This window comes from Polaribacter sp. (assembly GCF_965656025.1).
Taxonomy (GTDB): domain Bacteria; phylum Bacteroidota; class Bacteroidia; order Flavobacteriales; family Flavobacteriaceae; genus Polaribacter.
Window position 1 is genome coordinate 2895 of sequence record NZ_CBFHJT010000026.1, and the last position, 3179, is coordinate 6073.

General features: G+C 28.7%; 4 protein-coding genes. All 4 read left to right on the forward strand.

Annotated elements, in window-relative coordinates:
• The coding region (locus tag ACTG3S_RS06730; RefSeq protein ID WP_439128596.1) for a CBS domain-containing protein at nt 1-633 on the forward strand (633 nt) is incomplete at its 5' end.
• A gap of 43 nt (nt 634-676) precedes the next feature.
• Nucleotides 677-1576 (forward strand): NAD kinase, encoded by a 900-nt coding sequence (locus tag ACTG3S_RS06735; protein ID WP_439128597.1) that lies wholly within the window; start codon nt 677-679, stop codon nt 1574-1576.
• A gap of 105 nt (nt 1577-1681) precedes the next feature.
• Nucleotides 1682-2359: a DUF6089 family protein gene (locus ACTG3S_RS06740; RefSeq protein ID WP_439128598.1), complete on the forward strand. Its 678-nt coding sequence runs from the start codon at nt 1682-1684 to the stop codon at nt 2357-2359.
• Between the two features lie 7 nt (nt 2360-2366).
• Nucleotides 2367-3110 (forward strand): isoprenyl transferase, encoded by a 744-nt coding sequence (locus ACTG3S_RS06745; RefSeq protein ID WP_439128599.1) that lies wholly within the window; start codon nt 2367-2369, stop codon nt 3108-3110.
• The last annotated feature ends 69 nt before the right edge of the window (nt 3111-3179 follow it).

Consider the following 3179-nt stretch of genomic DNA (forward strand, 5'->3'; position numbering starts at 1 on the left):
GAAATAAAACCCATTAGTTTAAAAAGTAGTGTAAAAGCTACCAAAGAACTGTTTGATAATTTGCCAATAACCCATTTTGCTGTAGTAGAAAACAACAAACTTTTAGGTTGTTTTGCAGAAGATGACATACATACTATAGAAAACAAATCAGAAGAATTAGTAGCGTATACACATTTATTAAATTCTTTTTTTGCAGATGAAAAAGCCACTGTTTTAGAGCTTTTAAAAATTTTTGCAGATAATGACACCACTATTATTCCTGTTTTAGATAAAAATAAAGAGTATATAGGTTATTATGATTTGTGTGATGTTTTAGATGTATTTTCTACAAGCCCATTTATGATAGAAAATAGCGAAACTTTAATCATAGAAAAAATAGAAAACGACTATTCTATGAGCGAAATTTCGCAAATTATAGAATCTAATTCTGGTAAATTATTAGGCTTATATATATCAGCAAAAAAAGACGGTATTGTGCAAGTTACCTTAAAAATTGTATCCGAAGATATTAATGAAGTAATGCACACTTTTAGAAGATACGATTATAAAATAATCTCTACGCATGAAAATGATGTGTATTTAGAAGATCTAAAAAACAGATCTGAATATTTGCAAAAATATTTGGAAATGTAACATTTGTTTAAAAACATTTTTAAAACAGAAAATAATATTGATTTTGAAAAAAGTAGCAGTTTACGGACAATCATACTCAATTTCCGCAGAAAAAGAAATACAAATTCTATTAAGCGTTTTAGAAGAGCACAATATTGTTTGTTTTATTGAAGAAAAATTTAATAACCTATTAGTTAATGGTAATATTCTAGAGAAAAAATACCCAGTTTTTTCAGATTTTAAAGACTTAAATACAACTTTCGATTTAATGTTTACATTGGGTGGAGATGGAACCATACTAAGAGCAGTTACTTATATTAGAGATTTAAACATTCCTATTTTAGGCATAAATACAGGTAGATTAGGTTTTTTAGCAACCATAAACAAAAAAGCCATAAAAGAAAGTATTACACTTTTAATAAATGGCGATTATACCATTCAACAAAGAAATTTATTAAGTGTAAAAACGACTCCAGAAAATAATACGTTTGAGAATCTTAATTTTGCTTTAAATGAAGTAACCATCGCCAGAAAAAATACTACTTCTATGATTGGTGTTAGCACTTATTTAAATGAAGAATATTTAACAAATTACTGGGCAGATGGGTTAATTATTGCTACACCAACCGGTTCTACAGGATACTCTTTAAGTTGCAATGGCCCAGTAATATCACCAGACTCTAAAAATGTGGTAATTACACCTATTGCACCTCATAATTTAAACGCGAGGCCTATGGTTATTTCAGACGAAACTGCCATACAGCTAGAAGTAGATTCTAGAGAAAAAGACTTTTTAATCTCTTTAGATTCCAGAATTTACACAGTGCCAAAAAACACAAAAGTATTTATAAAAAAAGCAGCTTTTACCATACAAAGCATTATACCAAATAACCAATCTTTTTTAGAAACTTTACGTAGTAAATTACTATGGGGAGAAGACACCAGAAACGAAACCAATCTTTAAAGCTTTTTCACAATAAATCTTTAAATTAATAGTTATTCAAAAAAGACTGAGTATTAACTTTATTAAGCAAATTGATTTTCCTATATTTGCTCGCTATTTTTTAGAATGAAAAACAGTATTTTATTTATCGTGTTTGTAAGTATTTCCTCATTTTTAATGGGGCAAGTATATGAAGTAGGGCTTTCTGTTGGAGGTACAAATTTTATTGGAGATATTGGTAGGACAAATTACATATATCCAAATAAAATTGCTGGAAATGTATTTTTTAAATACAATTATAACCCAAGAATTGCCTTAAAAGCAACTTATAGTTATTTACCAATAAGTGCGAACGATAGCAATGCAGATACAGATTTAAAACAAAATAGAGGTTTTAATTTTGAAAATACAATACATGAACTAGCTGTTGGTATGGATTTTAATTTTTATGAATATGATGTATATTCAAATGATAAAAATTGGACACCATATATAAGCATTGAACTCGCAGGTTTTAATTATAAAACAGTACAAGCAGAAATACAACCAGGTGTATATAGTTTTACAGATAAAACTTCTTATACAATACCCTTTGGAGTAGGTTTTAAATCTAAGTTGTATGGTAAATTTGCTTTTTCTTTGCAAACAACATTTAGATATACATTTGAAGATGATTTAGACTATGCTAATACGAGCATACCTGCTTTAGATATTGGAGGTACAGGAAACGACTGGTATGTTTTTACTGGTTTTTCTTTAATTTACACATTTGGGAGACCTCCTTGTTATAGAGAAGGTTTATAAAAATAATATGGATAGAAAATTACACATTAACCTGCAAAGAGTTCCAAAACATGTTGCCATTATTATGGATGGCAATGGGCGTTGGGCTAAAAGTCAGGGAATGAATAGAATTTTTGGTCATAGAAATGCCTTAACTGCTGTAAGAGAATCTGTGGAAGCGGCTTCACAAATTGGTGTAAACGCAATTACTTTATATGCTTTTTCTACTGAAAATTGGAAACGTCCAAAATTAGAAGTCGATGCTTTAATGAGTTTGCTTATCAACTCCTTAAAAAAAGAATTACCAGACTTTATGAAAAATGGAGTTAAAGTAAATGCTATCGGTTGTACAGAAAACTTACCTAAAAAAGCCCAAAAAGTTTTGAATGATGTAATATTTGAAACTGAAAAAAACACAAAAATCATCTTAACATTTGCATTAAGTTACGGTTCTAGAGAAGAAATTGTTAACGCAATCAAAAACATATCTAAAAAAGTTGTTAATAAAGAACTTTCAGAAAAAGAAATTACAGAAAAAACTATAAATAACCATTTATATACATTTAATTTGCCCGAAGTCGATTTAATGATAAGAACTAGTGGAGAACAACGCATTAGTAATTTTTTACTTTGGCAAATGGCCTATGCTGAATTATATTTTACAGATATACTTTGGCCAGACTTTAGAAAAGAGCATTTTTACGATGCAATCATAGATTATCAGAATAGAGAACGAAGATTTGGAAAAACAAGCGAACAAATTACAGATTAAATTTTTTATGAAATTACTATCTGCAGCAATACTATTTATTGCAATACTTTCTACAAATAGCATACATGC

What these genes read in the sequence shown, in the direction of transcription:
- ACTG3S_RS06740 (WP_439128598.1), top strand. Translation starts at nt 1,682, where the DNA reads ATGAAAAACAGTATTTTATTTATCGTGTTTGTAAGTATTTCCTCATTT.
- ACTG3S_RS06745 (WP_439128599.1), top strand. Translation starts at nt 2,367, where the DNA reads ATGGATAGAAAATTACACATTAACCTGCAAAGAGTTCCAAAACATGTT.